This window comes from Flavobacterium sp. CYK-55, from assembly GCF_018413465.1.
In the GTDB taxonomy this organism is placed as follows: Bacteria; Bacteroidota; Bacteroidia; order Flavobacteriales; family Flavobacteriaceae; genus Flavobacterium.
On record NZ_JAHCDK010000010.1, the window covers coordinates 1 to 20,399 of the forward strand.

General features: G+C 40.3%; 12 protein-coding genes, 1 tRNA gene and 1 pseudogene. 7 read left to right on the top strand and 7 right to left on the bottom strand.

What is annotated here, in order from left to right; all coding sequences use genetic code 11:
* From KIH23_RS10725 to KIH23_RS10735, 3 genes are all read right to left on the bottom strand, one after another.
* Window positions 1-4,108, bottom strand: a 4,108-nt coding sequence (locus KIH23_RS10725) for a beta strand repeat-containing protein (RefSeq protein ID WP_213213490.1), incomplete at its 3' end; no start/stop codon positions are given.
* Window positions 4,108-4,380, bottom strand: a complete 273-nt coding sequence (locus KIH23_RS10730) for a hypothetical protein (protein ID WP_213213491.1) — start codon at window positions 4,378-4,380, stop codon at window positions 4,108-4,110. The genes KIH23_RS10725 and KIH23_RS10730, both read right to left, overlap by 1 nt.
* 361 nt (window positions 4,381-4,741) lie before the next feature.
* A complete protein-coding gene (locus KIH23_RS10735) occupies window positions 4,742-6,970 on the bottom strand; it encodes a TonB-dependent receptor family protein (RefSeq protein WP_213213492.1) in 2,229 nt (742 codons plus the stop codon).
* 190 nt (window positions 6,971-7,160) lie between these two features.
* On the opposite strand from KIH23_RS10735, the gene KIH23_RS10740 reads away from it, so the two are divergent.
* Entirely contained in the window at window positions 7,161-8,363 is a 1,203-nt protein-coding gene (locus KIH23_RS10740) for an NAD(P)/FAD-dependent oxidoreductase (RefSeq protein ID WP_213213493.1), read from the top strand.
* Window positions 8,364-8,413: 50 nt separating this feature from the next.
* On the opposite strand, the gene KIH23_RS10745 is transcribed toward KIH23_RS10740, so the two are convergent.
* The 3 genes from KIH23_RS10745 to KIH23_RS10755 form a co-directional block, all read right to left on the bottom strand.
* A tRNA-Asn gene (locus KIH23_RS10745) sits at window positions 8,414-8,487 on the bottom strand.
* 83 nt (window positions 8,488-8,570) lie between these two features.
* A complete protein-coding gene (gene rseP, locus KIH23_RS10750) occupies window positions 8,571-9,914 on the bottom strand; it encodes an RIP metalloprotease RseP (protein ID WP_213213494.1) in 1,344 nt (447 codons plus the stop codon).
* Window positions 9,915-9,990: 76 nt separating this feature from the next.
* Window positions 9,991-11,964: a M1 family aminopeptidase gene (locus KIH23_RS10755; protein WP_213213495.1), complete on the bottom strand. Its 1,974-nt coding sequence runs from the start codon at window positions 11,962-11,964 to the stop codon at window positions 9,991-9,993.
* Between the two features lie 169 nt (window positions 11,965-12,133).
* On the opposite strand from KIH23_RS10755, the gene serS reads away from it, so the two are divergent.
* From serS to KIH23_RS13895, 6 genes and pseudogenes are all read left to right on the top strand, one after another.
* Window positions 12,134-13,405, top strand: a complete 1,272-nt coding sequence (serS, locus tag KIH23_RS10760; protein ID WP_213213496.1) for a serine--tRNA ligase — start codon at window positions 12,134-12,136, stop codon at window positions 13,403-13,405.
* Between the two features lie 77 nt (window positions 13,406-13,482).
* A complete protein-coding gene (locus tag KIH23_RS10765) occupies window positions 13,483-15,261 on the top strand; it encodes a tetratricopeptide repeat protein (RefSeq protein WP_213213497.1) in 1,779 nt (592 codons plus the stop codon).
* A gap of 42 nt (window positions 15,262-15,303) precedes the next feature.
* Window positions 15,304-15,630 (top strand): DUF4286 family protein, encoded by a 327-nt coding sequence (locus KIH23_RS10770; protein ID WP_213213498.1) that lies wholly within the window; start codon window positions 15,304-15,306, stop codon window positions 15,628-15,630.
* Between the two features lie 18 nt (window positions 15,631-15,648).
* Window positions 15,649-16,428, top strand: a complete 780-nt coding sequence (gene rsmA / locus KIH23_RS10775) for a 16S rRNA (adenine(1518)-N(6)/adenine(1519)-N(6))-dimethyltransferase RsmA (RefSeq protein WP_213213499.1) — start codon at window positions 15,649-15,651, stop codon at window positions 16,426-16,428.
* Window positions 16,418-17,767 carry a magnesium transporter gene (gene mgtE / locus KIH23_RS10780; RefSeq protein ID WP_213213500.1) on the top strand — a complete coding sequence of 450 codons (1,350 nt, stop codon included), beginning with the start codon at window positions 16,418-16,420 and terminating at the stop codon, window positions 17,765-17,767. The genes rsmA and mgtE overlap by 11 nt, the downstream gene beginning before the upstream one ends.
* Before the next feature lie 790 nt (window positions 17,768-18,557).
* Window positions 18,558-18,605 (top strand): annotated as a pseudogene (locus tag KIH23_RS13895) (hypothetical protein); the annotation flags it as partial.
* A 335-nt stretch (window positions 18,606-18,940) separates the two neighbouring features.
* On the opposite strand, the gene KIH23_RS10790 reads toward KIH23_RS13895, so the two are convergent.
* A complete protein-coding gene (locus KIH23_RS10790; RefSeq protein WP_317197037.1) occupies window positions 18,941-20,059 on the bottom strand; it encodes an MBOAT family O-acyltransferase in 1,119 nt (372 codons plus the stop codon).
* Window positions 20,060-20,399 lie beyond the last annotated feature (340 nt).

The following is a 20,399-nucleotide window of genomic DNA, read 5'->3' on the forward strand; positions in this document are numbered from 1 at the left end:
TTCCGGCAGAAACGGGCGCAGTTACTGTTATTGTTCTCGTCGCAGTCGCATTCGGACATCCACCCGAACCAAGCACGGTATAAGTCATGGTTGAACTTCCAGCAGCAACTCCGACAATCGCTCCGGTAGCAGCATTAATCGTAGCGACCGCAGGATTTGATGAAGTCCAAGTTCCACCCAAAACTGTTGAGGCAAAAGTCACCGAATCACCAATGCAAATATTTTGTGTTCCGGATAAAGTTCCGGCCACGACCGGCGCAGTTACCGTCACAGTTCTAGTCGCGGTTGCATTCGGACAACCGCCAGAACCCAAAACGGTATACGTCATGGTTGAGCTTCCGGCAGCAACCCCGACAATCGCTCCGGTTGAGGAATTTATCGTAGCGACTGCAGGATTTGATGAAGTCCAAGTTCCACCTAAAACAGTTGATGAAAAAGTCACAGAATCGCCGATGCAAATGTTTTGTGCTCCGGATAAAGTCCCGGCAGAAACGGGCGCAGTCACAGTTACAATTCTAGTCGCGGTTGCATTCGGACATCCGCCAGAACCGAGCACAGTATAAGTCATGGTTGAGCTTCCGGTAGCAACCCCGACAATCGCTCCGGTTGAGCTATTGATCGTTGCTACAGCTGGATTAGATGAAGTCCAAGTTCCACCTGAAACGGTTGAGGCAAAAGTGACAGAATCACCGATGCAAATGTTTTGTGTTCCGGATAAGCTTCCGGCAGAAACGGGCGCCGTGATGGTCACACCGGTTGTTGCTGACACATTCGGGCAACCTCCGATTCCTAGAATTGTATAAGTCACGGTATACGGACCAGGCGTTGAAGTGCTCGGATTAATATCTCCCGAAGCAGCATTAATGGAAAGTCCGGCTCCGGCAGAGAAGATTCCCCCAGAGAAGCTTCCGGTTCCGGTTAAAGTTACTGCTTGAGCTGTTGACAAAGTGGTACAGAACGGACTTCCGGCATATGAAATTGAAGCTGTTGGTAAGACGCAATTGTTGGCCGTACAGGTGAGCGAACTTGAGGTAAAACAACTCGGCGCTGGCCCGGTAGGGGTAAGGGTAATGCTTACGGTATCGCCTGGTGATAAGGCATTAAAAGGATAAGAAGTCACGTTTCCGATGGCTCCCACATTCACCAAAGCACCGGCGTTGATTTGATAGGATAAATTATATCCGGTAGCACCACTTACAGCCGCCCAAGTAAAGAGAACTGATGAAGTGGTTGATGTTCCGCAATTAATCACCGGCGAGAGCATGCTACTCACATTGACCGTTCGCACATCCGATGCATTCGGACATCCGCCAGAACCCAAAACGGTATACGTCATGGTTGAGCTTCCGGCAGTAACCCCGACAATTGCTCCGGTTGAGGGATTAATGGTAGCGACCGCAGGATTTGATGAAGTCCAAGTTCCACCCAAAACTGTTGAGGCAAAAGTCACCGAATCACCAATGCAAATATTTTGAGTTCCGGATAAAGTTCCCGCCACCACCGGCGCAGTCACAGTCACAGTTCTAGTCGCGGTTGCATTCGGACAACCGCCCGCACCTAAAACGGTATAGGTCATGGTTGATGTTCCGGCAGCAACTCCGACAATCGCTCCGGTTGAGCTATTAATCGTAGCGACTGCAGGATTTGATGAAGTCCAAGTTCCACCCAAAACCGTTGAGGCAAAAGTGACTGAATCACCAATGCAGAAGTTTTGTGTTCCTGATAAAGTTCCGGCAGAAACGGGCGAAGTCACCGTCACAGTTCGCACATCCGACGCATTCGGGCATCCGCCAGAACCCAAAACGGTATAAGTCATGGTTGAACTTCCGGCAGCAACTCCAACAATCGCTCCGGTAGCAGCATTAATCGTAGCGACTGCAGGATTTGAAGAAGTCCAAGTTCCACCTAAAACCGTTGAAGCAAAAGTGACAGAATCTCCGATGCAAATATTTTGTGTTCCGGATAAAGTTCCTGCAATCGGAGGGGCTACAATCGTTATTGCAGTAGTTGTTGTAACCGCCGGACAACCTCCTGAAGCAGGAATAGTATACGTTACCGTATATGGCCCCGGTGTGCTTAAACTAGGGGTGATTAATCCCGTTGAGGGGTTGATCGAAAGTCCAGCACCAGCACTATAAGTTCCGCCAGTGTAGGTTCCGGTTCCGGTAAGTGTAACGGCTTGGGTTCCGGCAGTGGTACAAACTGAAGTTAACGGATAACTAATATTGGCAGTTGATCCTCCGCTCACATTGATGGTTACTGAACTGGTTGTACTACAGCCGGGACCATTGGTGGCTGTAAGCGTATAAGTAGTAGTTGTCGTAGGGCAAACAGTAGGCGTGAGTGTATTAGCATTAGTCATGGCGGTGGTTGGAGACCATGAAAAAGCAGGTTGCATATTGCTCAAAGTAATAGACCAGTTGTTGATGATGCCAGTATCTATTCCGGAATCATCTCGGACAAATAATTGCCAAGTGCCATTGATATTCAATCCGTTTAATCCTGTAAAAGCTTGTTCGGGAAGAAAGGAGCCTGTAAAAGGTGAAGCCCCTCCTGTTATTGCGGTTAAAGCTGACGAACTAAAACAAGTTCCGGTGTAATTATCACCGCCACCACCATTATCAGATGAAAGTTCTATTTGAGTACCGTTAGGGGCTTGAAGAAAAATATCCAAATCACCGTCAAAAGTATGTGTAATGTCAAGGCAAACCGAAGCAATTGTTGTGTTGGTAACTGTAGTTGGGTTGATTCCTGAAACGCTAATCGGTGAGAACACACCTGTTGTATTGTTGTCAGGAATTGTATATGAGGTATTGTTGCTAAAAGTAGTTGTGCCTATATAGCCAACAGCATTGGTTGACCCGCTAAGGTTGTAACAAGCTCCTGGGCAATGAGTGGTTCCGGCTCCTGCGCTGGCGGTAGGCAAAGGGTTTACATTGACTGTTTGTGTGATAGAGTTCTGACATCCACCCGGAACAGCCGTAACAAGTAAAGTAACCGTATGTGGTCCGGAAGTTGCATAAGTGTGTGTAGGGTTTTCAAGATTTGAGGTAAAACCGTCACCAAAATTCCAGCTGTAGGTGTAATTGCCCGGTGTTGTATTGGTAAATTGTGTTGGGCTTCCCAAACAAGCCGTTGTTGCAGTAAAAGTTGGGTTGGGGCTAGCAAAAGTTGCCGTAGTTCCTCCAAAATTCATGATAAATCCTGAGGTAGAGGCCGCCGTAAATCGATCTACCAAAATTGTATAAGACTGCCCGGCAGTAACCGTAATACAAGACTCACACTGAAAACCGGCACAACCTAATCCTGTTACCGGTGAGTCAGGGTCCCAATTACAAACAATTTGAGTTCCCGGACAATTAGCGGTTGTATTGTAAATGGCAAAATCGTAATCAATATCTGTTGTTGGATTAATCGTGAAGCACAATGTTCCAGAGGTAGCCACGGTAAAAGAATACCAATTTGATGAGCGCTCACCCGGTGAACCAAAACAACTTGGCCATTCTTGACTTGACCCAACACCACCGGGTCCATCGGGAACGCTAATATCGTTTAAATTACACAAGGTTTGTGATCCTGTACAATCTTGTGTTGGCAATGCAGGTCCGACAGGCGCGGCTTGTTGAACGCAGATACCGAATGTTCCTGTCAGGTTTCCTTTACCATCAATAGCTATGTAATAAGTGTTGCCTGTCGTGAGCCCGTGTACCACTATATTGTTGTTTAACAAATTTGCGGCAGTATTGACATCTTCTTGACAAGCTAACAAATTGAGTGAAGCACAGGTTCCGCTAAAAAGTGCAATTTGGGTATCGGCTAGCGTTCCTCCAAAATTGGTTGAAATTTCAATGTCGGCCGATGTTGCTACAAATGAAAACCATACTGTATTGCTCATGGTTGCAGGGTTCCAACAAGCCGGTGTAGCCGGATTGCCCGAGGTGGTTGCCGCCGCGTTTGTATACAAAATTGAAGTACAAGACCCAACTTCTACAGTCAACACTTGAGCTGCCGAACACAAATCGTTGGCCGGTTGCGCCCACAAAAATGGAATGCCGGAAAAAAATCCGATCAAACTCAAAAGCAGTTTATGGAATAAACCGCGATTCATTAATGTTGATTTTTGGTTTTTTGTAGATGTTGAAGGTAAGCTTTGTAATCAACAGCTTTGTCATCTACCACATAGAAAACCTCCGGTGCTATTTTGGTTCTTTTTAAAGACTCGTTTTGTAGCGGATTGATTACAGATGTTTTTTGATTAGTAGAAATCACCTTTTTCTGTTTGTCAGAAATAGCAGTCTTTGATTCTTGTTTTTCTGTTTGTGCTGAGCACAATGAAACGCAAAAAACCAGCGCGAGGGATGCGAGGTAGTTTTTTTTCATAGTATCATAGCTTAGTGTTTTCTGCTGGGTCAGAAAAACACAATAGGTTCATAGTTAATCGGTGTTGCTTTTGAATGATTAGGTAAATGAAGAAATTAAAAACGGGTTAAAATTTTAATTTCTACATGTATATGCGTGAATGGGTTTTTACGATATGCTTTGAAAATTTCAAAAAAACCTGAAAACATCAAGAAAATGCAACACAAACAAATGTAAAAAATATATTCTTTTAACCTAAAAATTAATCATTGAAGTTTATCTACAGCTTATAGAGTTTAATCATCTATTTGAGTTTGTATCAATAAAAAAAGCCCGACATTGCTGCCGAGCCTTTAAGCATGATTGGTTAGTTTATGGGTTTTTAGATTTTCATTCCAATTGAAATATAAAAAGTTCTAGCATCGCCGGGTAAAATTCCCGGTCCCGGATAACCTCCGGAACGACGAGTAGCATAAGTTTCATTGGTTAAATTGTTGATGCCAGCTTTGATGTTGTAATTTTTCAGGAATTTGTATTCGGCTGATAAATCGAGTAATTCATAACCTTCGAGCAATCCTGTGGTTCCGTTGGCTGAAGGTTTGATGGTATTGTTGGCATCAGTAAAAATTTCACCTGACATGCGATATTGAAGCGTAGTTGAAAATTGTGTTGTACTCCAAGACAAACCAAAACTATGGATGTATCTGGGTGCATTTTCAACGCGATTGCCAGATAAATTACTTTCTTGAATATTGATGCTAGGCGCTGAACCTGAAGTAGTGTAGGTTTTAAAGTCAGTGTATCGCGCGTCTATAAAACTCATTGAAGCAAAGGCATCCACGTTTCCGAAGGCATTTTTTACACCGAATAATTCAGTGATGTTGACGTTGACAAAACTCTCAATTCCTTTGTGGATGGTCTCGCCCAAATTGGTTCGGTATAAATAAGTTCCTTGTGTCGGATCATTGTTGACAAACTGACGAACTCCCCCAATTTTGTTGTTGTATTGCAAGTAAAACAGTCCAAAGTCAAAGTTTAAGATGTTTTTGTAGGTTCCGCGGTAGCCCAAATCAGCATTAAAACCGTCGGCATCTTTTAAATTTGAATCAATGACATCGGTTACCGCCGGAGGTGTTAAATCAGAGAATAAAACGGGTCTGTACGCTTGTGAAATATTGGCGTAAAAATTAGTGGTTCTGAGTTTGTATTCAAGGCCTAAACCCAAAAGTGGTTTGCTTCGTTTGAGCGATTGATCTTCAAGCATAACCGGATTTCCTGCATTCATGCCAAATCTGCCGCTTGCTTCAGATTGTATATTTTCATAACGCAACCCTGGAGTTACACTAAATTGTTCGGTTAGTTTAAACTGATTTTCGGCAAAAAAAGCCAAGTTTTTGGTGGTGAAATCTAAATTGCGAGCAAATTCACCTTCAATGGTCAAATCAAAGCTAGAGCCGGTGCTGCCATTTTCATCTTGCATCCGATGTGTTTTGGCTTGATACACACGGGCACCAAAAGCCAAGTTGTTTTTGATTTTTCCGAAATTAAACTTGTAAATGCTGCGTGTCTCAACCCCAAAATTTTCATATTCATCGCGGTCAACTCGACGATTTGCATAAGCATCTGTTGTTGGGTTGATAACGTCAAAAGTATTGGCAGCGCCCGTATAACCCACGCTGTTTCTTTGACTGACCAATCCGAAAAGCTTTGTGTTTAAGCTCAAGCGATCATTAATTTGTGTGTCTAATTGTATGGCAAAAACATTCCACGGTGTTCCAAACCAGTTGCGTTCTCTAAAGGATTGTCTTGGATTGTCTTCAAATTGAGCATCAGTTAAACCACCGGGTTGCTGCATTTTATAATCCATATTGGTGTATTCTGCAGAGAGTTTTGTTTTTTCGGTCCATCGATACTCTAGATAAGCATGCGTATTTCGCACATTATATCGATTGTTTTTTCGCCAGCCATTTCCGCTGCGCAAATCATTATATATATAGTATGAGAACTTTTTGTAGCTACCGCCTATCGCGTTGTAAGAACTCATCATATCATAGCTGCCCACGGTGTTTTGTGATTCAAAAGTGAATTTTTTACTATTCTCTTTTTTAAGAATATAGTTAAGCATACCGCCAAATTGTGGTCCGAATTGCAAAGATGCGCCTCCTCGTACTATTTGTATGCTTTCAACAGCTTCCATCGGCGGATTGTAATATGCTTCGGGATAACCAAAAACATCTGATGAAATATCATAACCATTTTGCCTTGTGTTGAACTCCCAACTTCTATTTGGGCTTAATCCACGAACACCCACATTAACTTGAATGCCTGAACCTTCGTTTTCCCAAACTGTTACCCCGGGAACCCTTGAGAAAATTTCACGCGCATTGTTGGTAGCGAAGTTTGCGTTGATGTTTTCAAGTTTGATAACTTCGTTTTTTTTACCAGAAAACAGGATGTTGTTTTTGATTTCAGGCATGCGTTCCGGACTTTGTTGCTTGGGTGAAACAATGACCGGATTGAGGACAATTGTTGAGTCTTTTGCAGGTAAAACATTTTGTGCGCTGAGTTTGCAAAGCAAGCCAAGACTTAAAAATAGATATAGTTGTTTCATAACTTTGTTTGTTTTGGCGGCAAATTTACTATTAATATTTATTTAGACAAATTATAAATAATATATTTTTCAGATTTAACTTTTAATCAAACAATAGGTAAATTTTCAACCATAAACTTTGTAAAAGGTGACATTTGACACATTTTTCTCGGATATCAAAAAGTACCTTTGAGCTATAAATGCTCAACCAATGAAAACTACTGTAATAATAGGAGGAAGCTTTGCCGGGATGACAACAGCTCTTGAACTAAAACGAAAAGGAAAACAAGACCATAAAGTTATTTTGATTGATAAATCTCCGTTGTTTTTGTTTATTCCATCATTAATTTGGGTTCCGTTTGGCAGAAGAAACATTAAGGATATTTCATTCAGGAAAGATGAAATTTTAGCTAAAAAAGGTGTTGATTTTATTCATGCCGAGGCTCTAACGGTTGATACCAATGAGCAAGTCGTTAAAACCGATCACGGAGATTTTGCTTATGATGATTTAGTTATAGCCACCGGCCCAAAAGTAAAATATGATATTGCTCCCGGCGTTGAACAATATGCGCATTATATCGGAACACCATCAGGAGCCATGAAAACCAGAAAAGCGCTTGAAGAATTTAAAGCCAACCCCGGACCGATTGTTATTGGGGCTACTCAAAATGCAGGTTGTATGGGAGCGGCTTATGAGTTTTTGTTCAATGTTGAAAAATGGTTGCGCGAACAAAACATCCGCGAAAAAGTTGATTTGTATTGGATTACGCCCGAGGATTATTTAGGTCACTTTGGCATCGACGGTATGCCTATGGGTGAAGGAATGCTTAAAGTTTTTATGAAAATGTTTCATATTCATTACCGTACACAAGTTGGTGTCAAAGAAGTAAAAGCCGATGCAGTAGTTTTGTCAACCGGTGAGGTTTTGCCTAGTAAATTTACGATGCTCATGCCACCGTTTGTTGGGGTTGATTTTGTGACGCAATCAGAGAGTTTACAAGCCACCGCCAACGGGTATATTCCGGTGGGTGATGATTATCGACATTTGACTGTTCCTAATGTATGGGCAGCGGGAATAGCGGTTGATGTCAAGTTGCCGTTTACCCCAAAAGCAATTCCGTTTGCAAGTCCAAAAACCGGATATCCTTCAGATGAAACCGGCAAAATTGTAGCCGAGAATATTTTGCGTGTTAGCCAAGGAAGAACCGATTTGAAACAAAAAGCGTGGGGTAAAATTCCGGGTGTTTGCATTATGGATTGCGGCAAGAAAGAAGTCATTATTTTTTCAAATCATTTATTCAAACCCAGAACGATTGCGCTGATGATTCCAAATGTATTGTATGATTTCAGTAAGGTTTTACTCGAAAAATATTTTTTATGGAAAACCAAAAGAGGTTATGCGTTTTTGCCGTAACACTAAATAAAAAAAGCCCTCACATTTCTGTGAAGGCTTATTGTTGCTTGCTCCCCCTCTTGGGCTCGAACCAAGGACCCTCTGATTAACAGTCAGATGCTCTAACCAACTGAGCTAAGGAGGAAGGCGTATTGCCTTTAAAAGCGGTGCAAATATAATGCGAAAAATATTTTACGCAAATAAAAACCGCAAAATTTTCAAAAAATATTATTTGTGAAAAATAGCTTTGTAAATATCATTTCCGTTGGCAAATACCAATAAACTGATTAAGAGCACAAAGCCAACCATTTGTGCATATTCCATGAATTTGTCACTTGGTTTACGTCCGCTGATCATTTCATAGAGCAAGAACATTACATGTCCGCCATCCAGCGCCGGAATCGGTAATAAATTCATTACGCCCAACATGATTGACAATAAAGCGGTAATGTTCCAGAAAATTTCCCAGCTCCAGCTTTTCGGAAAAATATCAAAAATAGCTTTGAATCCACCCACGCCTTTGTAAGCTCCGGTACTCGGATTAAAGATGGCTTTGAGTTGTTTTCCGTAGCCTATGAGTTGGTTTTTCCCTTTTTCAATGCCTACCGGAAATGATTCGAAGAAACCGTATTCTTGTTTATTGAATTTATAAACGCCTAGCTTTTCAAGACTTTCTACACCTAATGAAGCGGCATAAACGCCTAATTTTCCGGCTGAGTTTACTTTTATAGTAACCGGAATTTCTTTTTCATCACGCAAAACAATCGCTTTCAGCGCTTTCCCTTTATTGGCTTGTGCAATATCAACAACTTGATCGGCGTATTTTGTTTCAATACCATTGATTGAACGAACCACATCTTTTGGTTTTAAGACTTCTTTGTTTGCAGATGAATCTGAAACCATGCCTACCATAAATGGTTCGCGCCATTCAATAAAAGAGTGTTTTTTTGTATCTAGTAATTTATCAATTAAATCAGTGGGCATCTTCAAGGTCATTTCTTGACCATTTCTAGCTATAATTACTTGCTTTGAAAATAATATCTTGTTGGGAATTTCATGAAAATGTAGGTTGCTTTCACCATCTATAGAAATAATTTTGTCGCCGGTTTTAAATCCTAAACCTTTACCAAAGTCTGAGTTGACGGCTATTCCGTCTTTGAGCTCAGAATTGTCAAGGTATAAATCTCCATAAAAAAAGGCCATCCCAATGTAGATGATAAAAGCCAAAATAAAATTAACGGTTACACCGCCCAGCATGATGATGAGTCTTTGCCAAGCCGGTTTGGATCTGAACTCCCATGGCTGTGGCGGAAGTGCCATTTGTTCGGTATCCATACTTTCGTCAATCATACCCGATATTTTGACATATCCGCCCAGTGGCAACCAACCGATGCCGTATTCGGTTTCGCCTATTTTCTTTTTGAGAAGCGAATATTTTACGTCAAAGAATAAGTAGAATTTTTCAACTCTTGTTTTAAAGAGTTTGGCTGGTATAAAGTGTCCTAATTCGTGTAAGATGATCAAAAGTGATAAGCTTAACAAGAATTGAGAGAGTTTGATGGCAATTTCCATAGTATTGTTTCAATGCATTATGAGCGCACAAAAGTAAGGTTTTCTATTAATGAACCTATATTTGAGTTGTTGAGTATTATTTTTTTATGAATTTTTTAATGGTTCGACCAAAGTTGGTATTGATTTCGACGCTGTATAATCCGGCTGATAAATTGTTCAACTGAATTTTTTCAGTTTGAAAAACCCCTACTTTTTGTCCGAGAGCATTGTAAATGGATACTTCTTGAAGTACTTGATTTTCAGCAATGATAATATTCAATTCGTCAGTTGCCGGATTTGGGTATATTCCTGCACTTGCATCGGTTTCAAAAACATCAGCAGCTAGAGTTGCGGTGCTATTTTTTGAGATAATGTCTTTTTTCGGATTGAATTCAATTCCAGTAGCGTTAAATGGTACATTCACCACAAACTGCTGACCATTGGTTGTATTGTCTAATAAATAATCTTGTTGCAATCCGCCTGCGCCAGTCAATCTCACCGGAACCGGTAATTCAAAGAAACTTACCGACGGGTCAGATTGTGTTTGGTTCAAGGTTATACGAGCTTGGCCTGGAGCAATCATTCGAGCGCTAACAGTATAAGTCGGGTATCCTTGATTATATACCCAATCGTTGAAGAACTCTGTCAAATCTAATCCTGATGCGGTTTCTAAATGTCCTTTTAAATTTGGCGTGAGTGCATAACCATAAGCCAAAGCCGGGTCATTCAAATAATTGCGTAAACCTTGAAAAAAGTTGGTGTCACCTAACTTTAAACGGAGCATGTTAAGCACCATAGCACCTTTGTTGTAGCTAAGTCTACTGCTAAAAATACGATTTACACTAAGCGCTTCGGTGTCGGTCATATATATGGCTCCGCTTGGACTACTCGTGATTGAGGTAATCATACTGTTTTTATTGGTAATAAAGGCTGCCTCGCCGTCTAAAAACTCAATAGTCATTGAGGCTAAATAGGTAGCAAAACCTTCGTTGAGCCAAATGTCTTTCCAAGTTCCGCAAGTCACCTTGTCGCCAAACCACTGATGACCCAATTCATGTGCGATTAAGCTTCGAGAATATCCGCCATTGTTGCCGGCCGTCATAAATGAAACCGTGGTGTGTTCCATTCCGCCGCCCCAACCAAATTGCGCATGACCATACTTTTCGTTTCTAAACGGATATGGGCCAAATTTGGTTTCGTAAAAATTCATAATACTCGGAGTAACCGCTACACTGTTGATGTTGGTTGTTGCAGTTTCAGGATACAGATAATTTATAATCGGAAAAAAAGGACTTTCTGTTGTTCCTAAACCGGCTTGTTGTTCGTGAATTTGATAATTAGTCACGGCCATAGCAATCAAGTAAGCAGGAATAGGATATCCGTGATGAAAATGGGTTGTTGAGGTACCGTCTCCATTATTCACTTTAGACTGCTGCATTCCGTTGGCAACAGCATTGTATTCTGAGGGCGCAGTAATATATACATCTATTGAATTAACTTTGTCATTCAGGTCTTGTTTGCATGGCCACCAATCGCGAGCGCCAAAAGGCTCAGAAAGTGTCCAAAGTACCGGTGTTCCGTTGTGGTTATCGGTAATAAATGACCCAAATCCGCTTCCTCCAGGAGCCCCGGCATAATTGATCTCAACTGTTGCAGAAGTGCCAACAGTTTGCGTCGTTGGCAAGTTGATGATAAGCTCTTCGGCATTGCGCGTGAAAGTCAAATCATTTCCGTTCATCTTTACTGAATTCACTTCAACTCTGTTGGTAAAGTTTGGATCAGAAGTATCCGTAATCTGTGTCAGGTCAAAAACCAACGTAGTCATATCTGCCACAGCAGTATAGGTTGTGGTCACTTTCCCTTCGATATTAAAAACGGCCGGATCAACTTTGAACTCTAATTTGTGATAAGTAATATCGTAATTATAGGTGTCCGGATTAATGACAACCGCCATTCTTTTTGAAGCGGCTTTTCGTTCGGCATTGACCAAATCTTCAAATTCTTTGTCCAGTGTTTGAGCTGATAATTGTAAACAAGGAAGCAAAGCCAGTAGTAGGTATATTTTTTTCATTTTGCGAAATTTTTTTGGCGAATTTAATCAATAATTCAAACTACAGTTGTTAATTTTCAGCAAATTAATACGCCTTGACAGAAATACCGCTAATTGTCAAAATGTACCTTAAGGTAAACAAATCATTTATTACATTTGCCACTGCTTAACGGAACTTAAACCCAATAACATGTTACAAATCGGATTTATTAGAGAAAATCAAGAAAAAGTGATTCAGGCATTGGCCAAACGCAACCTCGATGCGCGTGCTACCGTGGCCGAAATTGTTCAAATGGATGAAGCGCGCAGAGCTGCTCAAGTTGAATTAGACAACACACTTTCTGAATCTAATAAATTATCCGCATCGATTGGGCAACTCATGAAAAGCGGAGAACAAGCCAAAGCAGCCATCCTCAAAGAAAAAACGGTTTTGCTCAAAGAACAAAGCAAAGAACTTTCAGAAAAAGTTGATGCCTTGGCGCATGAGCTTACTCAAAAACTATATACTTTACCCAATTTGCCCGCCGATATTGTTCCGCCGGGCAAAAGCGCCGATGATAACTTAACCGTTCACCAAGAAGGCGAAATCCCGACTTTGTATGAAGGAGCGCAACCACACTGGGAATTGCTCAAAAAATACGACATCGTTGATTTTGAACTCGGTGTAAAAATTACCGGAGCAGGTTTTCCGGTATATAAAGGCAAAGGCGCCCGTTTACAGCGCGCACTCATTAGCTATTTCTTAGATAAAAATACCGAAGCCGGCTATAAAGAATTTCAAGTGCCGCATTTGGTCAACGAAGCTTCGGGCTACGGAACCGGACAATTGCCCGATAAAGAAGGACAAATGTACCACGTAGGCATTGATGATTTATATTTGATTCCCACCGCTGAAGTGCCGGTAACCAACTTATACCGCGATGTGATTTTGTCAGAAAATGAATTGCCGGTTATGTGTACCGGGTATACGCCATGCTTCCGTCGTGAGGCTGGTTCATACGGTTCACATGTGCGCGGACTCAACCGTTTGCACCAATTTGACAAAGTTGAAATCGTGCGCATTGAGCATCCCGACAAATCATACGAAGCTTTAGACGGTATGGTAGAGCATGTTAAAACCTTGTTGCGCGAACTTAAACTTCCGTATAGAATTTTGCGTTTGTGCGGAGGCGATATGGGCTTTACATCAGCCTTGACTTATGATTTTGAAGTGTTTTCAACCGCTCAAGATCGTTGGCTTGAAATCAGTTCGGTATCTAATTTTGAAACCTTCCAAGCCAATCGCCTCAAATTGCGTTATCGCGATGCCAACGGAAAAAACCATTTGGCACATACGCTCAACGGAAGTGCTTTGGCTTTGCCGCGCGTGTTGGCCGGAATCATTGAAAACTATCAAACGCCAGACGGTATCGTTGTGCCCGAAGTATTGCGACCGTACACAGGCTTTGATATCATCAATTAAAAGTTAATCTTTTTACACCAGTGTTGGGTTTGCCTTTAAAACCAATACCTTAGACGTGCTTTATTTATTGCTGATTCATGAAAAAGATCGTTTTGTTGCTTGCTTTACTTTGCTGCGGATTAGCTTCTTCGCAAAATGAGCAATTGGCACAAAATTACTTTGATAAAGGCGAGTTTGATAAGGCTAGATTGAGTTATGAGGCTCTACTCAAAACCCAACCGTATAATCAGTTGTTTTTTCAAAGAATTGTTGAATGTTATCAACAGTTAGAGCAATACAGTCAAGCTGAACAAGTTATTGAAAGCCGAATAAAAACATTTCAGCAAGCCAATTTATGGGTAGAGTTAGGTTATAATTATCAACTGCAAAAAGATACCGACAAAGCCCAGAAATACTACGAAAAGGCATTTGATAAAATTATTAAATTTCCCAATGAAGTATATCTGATTGCCAATGCTTTTGAACGGCATTCCATGTTTGAAAATGCCTTGAAAGCCTATCAAAGCGCACAGCAAATAGAGCCTAATTTTAATTTCAATTTTCAGATGGCCTTGCTTTATGGGCAATTGGGGAATACTGATATGATGATTGAAATGTTCTTAACTGAGGCGCAACGCAATCCGCAAAACAATGTGATGATTCAAAATCAGCTCACTCGTTTTATGACCGAAGATGCCGATGTGAATTTCAATGAATCGCTAAGAAAAGCCTTGCTCATGCGCGCTCAGAAAAGTCAAGATTTGTTTTGGAACGAATATCTGAGTTGGTTTTACGTGCAGCAAAAAGAATACGGCAAAGCGTTTATGCAGCAAAAAGCCATTTATCGCCGCAACCCTGAAACCTTTGCCAACATTGTCAATCTAGCGCAATTGTGTATTGAAGAAGGCGACAAAACCACCGCGGCCGACATCTTCGGATTTGTACTTGAAAATACTCAAGATGTTGAACTTAAAATACACGCGAATACTTATTTAATGCAACTTAAAATAGACGCTGCCAACGCTCAACAGCTTACTGCGATTGATGCTGAGCTTGACGGTTTGCTTAAGCAATTTGGCGTGAGTCCGTATTCGTTGCCATTGCAAATTCTGCAAGCACACTTTAAAGCTTTTCAGTTGTCGCAAGCCGAAGTTGGCAAGACTATTTTAAAAACATCACTCAATCTTCCGCTTAACGAATTCCAAAAAGCCGAGGTCAAAATGGAGTTGGCCGATATTTATTTGCTCGAAGAGAAATTTAGTCAAGCACAGATTTATTACGCGCAAATTGAAGAAGACCTCAAAAACGATACAGTCGGGCATGAAGCCAGTTTTAAAGCGGCGCGCACGAGTTATTTTAAAACTGATTTTTCGTGGGCGCAAAAACAATTCAAAGAACTCAAATCGGCTTCGTCGCAACTCATTGCCAATGATGCGCTCGAGTATTTTTTGCTCATCAATGACAACACCGTTGCCGATTCAACCCAAACCGCGCTCAAACAATTTGCTAAGGCTGACTTCTTGTTGTATCAAAACAAAAACCAGCAAGCGCTCGAACAATTTCGGGCCATTCTCAAAAGTTTTAAAGGTCAAGAAATTGAGCCTGTTGCCTTGTATCGATTGGGTAAAGTCTATGAAAAACTCGGCGATTATGCATCGGCTTTGTCGCAATATCAAACCATCATTGACCATTACAAAGACGGAATTTACATGGATGAAGCTTATTATTTTTCGGCCGAAATCTACCATCACCAACTCAAAGATGTCGCCAAGGCCAAAGCATTATACGAGCAGATTATTTTTAACCACCAAGACAGCATTTACTTTACCGATGCCCGACGAAAATACCGTGAATTGCGCGGCGACAGTACTTTATAAATCTAAGATGTTGCCTTTGTGACATCTTTAAAACCAAACTAAATGATTCTCTACAACGTCACCATCAACATTGACAACAGCGTACACGATATTTGGCTCAATTGGATGCAAGAAAAACACATTCCTGAAGTTTTATCCACCGGCAAGTTTAGCTCGGCGCGCCTGATCAAAGTACTCATTGAAGAAGAAATGGGAGGCACCACCTACGCCATTCAGTACACCACCGACAGCAAAGACACACTCGACAAATATTATATAGAAGATGCGCCGCGTTTGCGTGAAGAAGGAGTGCGTTTGTTTGGCGATAAAATGGTTGCTTTCAGAACCGAGCTCGAATTGGTTTCAGAGTTTTGGCAGAATAAAAATTAATCTAAAACGCCCCAAATCATGGATAAAGTTACGGCCAAAAAACACCTCGGGCAGCATTTTCTCAAAGACGAAAACATCGCTGCTAAAATTGCCGACACCCTTACTTTAGAAGGCTATAATAAGGTGCTTGAAATTGGTCCTGGCATGGGTGTTTTGACCAAATATCTGCTCGAGAAATCTATTGATACTTATGTAATCGAGATTGATGCCGAATCGGTAGAATATCTACAGCAACATTATCCAAAATTGCACGGAAAAATCCTTTCGAAAGATTTTCTCAAATACAACATCAACGAAGTTTTTGATGGAGCGCCACTGGCCATTATTGGTAATTTCCCGTACAACATTTCTTCACAGATTGTTTTCAAAACGCTAGAACTTCGCGCTCAAATTCCGGAGTTTTCAGGCATGTTTCAAAAAGAAGTGGCCGAACGCATTTGCGAGCAAAAAGGCAGTAAAACCTACGGAATCCTTTCGGTGCTCGTGCAAGCCTTTTATCATGCGGAGTATCTTTTTACCGTAGGCGAACACGTTTTTAATCCGCCGCCCAAAGTAAAGTCGGGTGTGCTCAGACTCAAACGCAAAGACAATTATCAACTTCCCTGCGATGAAAAATTGTTTTTTCAAGTGGTCAAAACGGCTTTCCAGCAGCGCCGCAAAACGCTTCGCAACAGTTTAAAATCCCTAAATTTGTCCGATAATTTACGAGAAGATACTATCTTTGACCTCCGACCGGAACAACTCACCGTGGAGCAATTTATAGAATTGACACAAAAAATACAGGCCGATGGAGTTTAAAATCAGCAAAGAATTAATCCAAGAACTGGAGCAACTCATTCAAAGCAAAAAAGACGAGCAACTCGAAGCTTTGTTGAATGATTTGCACCACGCGGATATTGCTGAAATTCTCGATGAGCTTGATTTTGATGACGCCACCTACATTTTTAAAGTACTCGACAGCGAAAAGACCGCTGAGATTCTCCTTGAGCTTGAAGATGATTTGCGCGAGAACATCCTGAGTCGACTATCGCCTAAAGAAATCGCAGAAGAGCTCGACGAACTCGAGACCAACGATGCGGCTGATATCATTGCTGAACTTTCAAAAGATCGAAAAGAAGAGGTAATCTCTGAATTACAAGACGTTGAGCACGCCAAAGACATTGTTGATTTGTTGCGCTACAAAGAAGACACCGCCGGAGGGATTATGCACAAAGAATTGGTGAAGGTCAACGAAAACTGGAACGTACTCACTTGTGTAAAAGAAATGCGCATTCAGGCCGAGAACATTTCGCGCGTGCATTCGATATATGTAGTTGATGATGAAGACCGACTCAAAGGTCGTTTATCGCTTAAAGATTTACTGACCACATCAACCAAAACACCCATTCGCGAAGTTTACATCAGCAAACTCAATTACGTTAAGGTTGATACTGAAGATATTGAGGTAGCGCGTATCATGCAAAAGTATGACCTCGAAGCTATTCCGGTGGTCGATGAACTCGGACGCTTAGTAGGGCGCATCACCATTGATGATATTGTAGACGTAATCAAAGAAGAAGCCGACAAAGATTACCAATTGGCGGCAGGTATTACGCAAGACGTTGAGGCCAATGACAGTGTACTCGAACTCACCAAGGCGCGTTTGCCCTGGCTTTTGATGGGTATGTTTATTGAGTTTTTTGCTTCATTTATCCTTAAAGGAAACGAAGAGGCTTTTCATACTTATCAAACCTTGATTATTTTCGTTCCATTACTTTCAGCAACAGCGGGTAACATCGGTGCACAAGCATCAGCGCTCGTGGTTCAAGGCTTGGCCAACGGAACCTTTACCTCGTTTACCAAAGGTTACCTTGCCAAAGAGCTTCGTGTTGCTATGATTTCAGGAGCCATTATTTCAATAGTTGTTTTTGCTTTTCATTCCATGATTTATGGTGAATATATGGCCGGATTGGCTATTGGAATCTCATTAATTATAGTTATTTTATTTGCAGGAACGTTGGGAACTTTAATACCTATGCTGCTCAATCGCTACAAAATTGATCCGGCATTGGCTACTGGACCATTCATTACAACAACCAACGACGTTTTTGGGATTTTACTTTACTTTACCATAGCCAAAATTATTCTCGGCATTTAACTCTTTATGCTATAAAAATTAGCAATAAATATACTGAAAATCATCAGATTAGATGTTTTTCATCGAGGTGTGTTGTTCAACAAAAACCATCTTATACAAACGCGTTAATCACAAAAGCAAACCAAATGCTTGTGCCGTTGTTATACGCAACTAAATAGAACACCAAATTTAGTTGCTATTCAAAGGCATTAAAAGCGGAAATCAAAGAATAATTTTAGACTTGAGCTTATTGAGTGAATCTGAAAATTGTCTACAGAATTCTTCAGAACCAGTTTTGTTCATATGAAAAGAATTGTAAAAATACTTTTTGTGATTACTCATTGATGATTCCGAAAAATCTAAAAAAACAACAATTTCTTTATTTTTTTGGGTGAATGCTTTGATTCTCTTTTTGACTTGTAAAAAAGTTGGTTGCTGTAGTTGAGTTAGCTCAAAATATTGCGGGGCCCAAACCAAAATTAATTTTGCTTTTATGATTGTACAGTCTTCAGTAATTAATTCAAGTTCTTTGAATTGTTGGTCAATTTCGTTTTGCGAATATTTGATTTTTGCCCCATGTAAGCTTTTTTTCATTTTGGCAAAATCTTGATTCCAAGTTTCAATATGAGCATTGTATCCTTTATTTTTCTGTTTTGATTGGTCTAAGTTGTTGAAAAGAGTTTTGAAAACTAAAGATTCATATCCGCGGTATTTACTCATCGGGATCAGTTTTTCAAGCCCAACCGTAGAGTCTATTTTTTGGAGATTTTGAAACATTTCCGGCTTGTTGTAATATGGTAAAAATTGGCTTTTTTCAGGAATCTCTTTTTTACTCAAACTATATAAATCAATATTTTGAACCACAATTTTTGGGTTTTTGTTGTTTGCTAAATAGCTTTTCCAAAGCAACTGTTCTGCGCTTAAAGATGCGCCAGGAAGGCCTAAGTTATAGCCCGGAATGGCACATAATTTTTCTATTAGAACGGGGTCAAAATGTGCCTCAGTTCTTGAGTTTCCTATAAAAATCATAGGTTCATTAATTTGCCCATGAAAGAGCATGTTCCAATCGTGGTATAAGATATTTTTGCTTTTTTGTAGTTGATTGTCGATATAATATTCCAACAAAAACAAAGCTCCGTAGAAAACTATAAACAAGGCAGTAAATCGGACTAAAAATTTTTTCACTCTTTTGGTTTAAAATTGAAAATAGATAAAATCACTTGCTTGGTTTTTTATATTTAAGAGAATCATGAGTACAATAAAAAAATAAAAACTTTTCCGAAGAATACTCATCTGCCATCCGTTTTTGTTCAATGTTGGATGTACAATATATTCATGTTGACGATTAATCCATTCAATCATGATTAAAAAGCACAGGTAAAAGAGTAGAGGAACAATTGTTTTTGTATAAGTTGTTTGGCTGCGAATTGTAAAAAAATGTTCGGCATTTGCAATATTCTTAATATAAGCCAAGGCATGATTAATCGATTCTGCTCTAAAAAAAATCCAAGTAAAAGTAATTAGACCAAAAGTCAATAATATTTGTAAAAACTCTTTAATGCTTGGTAGTAAATGATGATGGTTGTGAAAGTTAGCTGTTCGGTTTTTAAATAATAATAATGGAATAAAGAGTAAAGCATTCAGTCCGCCCCAACAAACAAATGTCCAGTTAGCACCATGCCAAAAACCACTGACTAAAAAAACAATCACAACATTCCTTACTTTAAAGAGCCCATTACCACGGTTCCCTCCTAAGGGCAAATACAAATAATCACGAAACCACGTTGAAAGCGAGATATGCCATTTTTGCCAAAATTCAGAGGTGTTTCTTGAAAAGTAAGGATAGTTGAAGTTGCGCATCAAATCAAAACCAAACAAACGAGAAAGACCTACTGCTATGTCTGAATAACCACTAAAATCACCATAAATCTGAAAAGAAAACAACACTGCCCCTAACACCAAAGTTCCTCCTGAATATTGATTGTAATTTGTAAAAATGTCATTGACATAATATGCAGCATTATCAGCAATCACAATTTTTTTAAAAAAGCCCCAAAGAATCAAACGCATGCCACCAACGGCAAGTTCGTAATCAAAATGTCGTTTTTTATAAAATTGAGGAAGCAGGTGTGTAGCTCGTTCAATAGGGCCTGCCACCAATTGCGGAAAGAAACTAACAAAGGCTAAAAAAGCTGTGAAATCTTTGGTTGGCTCTAATTTTTTACGATACACATCTATACCATAACTTAAGGTTTGAAAAGTATAAAAGCTAATACCTACAGGTAAAATGATGTTTAGTGAACTGATGTTCAAATCATGTCCAAAAAAACGGAAAGCGGTTTTGAAATTGTCAATAAAAAAATTGAAATACTTAAAAAAGCCTAAAAGGCCCAAGTTGAGGCATAAACTTAAGGTCAACCATCGTTTGCGAATATTGACTCGTTCTTCGTTTAGGAGCTTCAATCCTACGTAAAAATCCACAACCGAGCTAAAGAGCAATAGGCTTAAGAATCGCCAATCCCACCAGCCATAAAAAATCAAACTTGAAGCAACGATTAATCTATTTTGCCATTTCAGGCTGTTTTGGGTTGCAAACCAATACAAGACAAAGAAAATCGGCAGGAAAATCGCAAAGTCAATCGAATTAAACAGC